Raw genomic sequence first — 331 nt, 5'->3', positions numbered from 1 at the left:
TGAAGGCCGTATCTGGTCTGTTTCCATCAATCCATTCCTGGGTGATGCTGACCTCATCCCCAACGGAGAGTGGCTCTATGATGATCCTACCACATCCATCATTGAAACAGAAAACACTCGTGATGCCGTAACATCACAAGCGGCGTTTACCGGAGTGATGAACAACCAGATTAATCTCCAGCTTCCTGAGCAGGGCAACTACACAGTACAACTGTTTGACCTGCAAGGACGATTGGTGAATCAAAACAGTGTGACCGCTGCCCATGACAATGCCCGCCTTGCTGGCATGTCAGTGGATAACCTCACACGGGGTATGTACATCCTTCGGGTG

At 50.2% G+C, this 331-nt stretch carries 1 protein-coding gene; it reads left to right on the top strand.

The features are described from left to right. A partial coding sequence (locus tag CALK_RS11760; RefSeq protein ID WP_034638471.1) for a T9SS type A sorting domain-containing protein occupies positions 1-331 on the top strand: 331 nt, incomplete at both ends.

Origin of the sequence: Chitinivibrio alkaliphilus ACht1 (assembly GCF_000474745.1) — a bacterium.
GTDB classification, from domain to species: domain Bacteria; phylum Fibrobacterota; class Chitinivibrionia; order Chitinivibrionales; family Chitinivibrionaceae; genus Chitinivibrio; species Chitinivibrio alkaliphilus.
The sequence above is the reverse complement of the archived record's forward strand: the minus strand, read 5'-3'. Positions and strand labels throughout refer to the sequence as shown.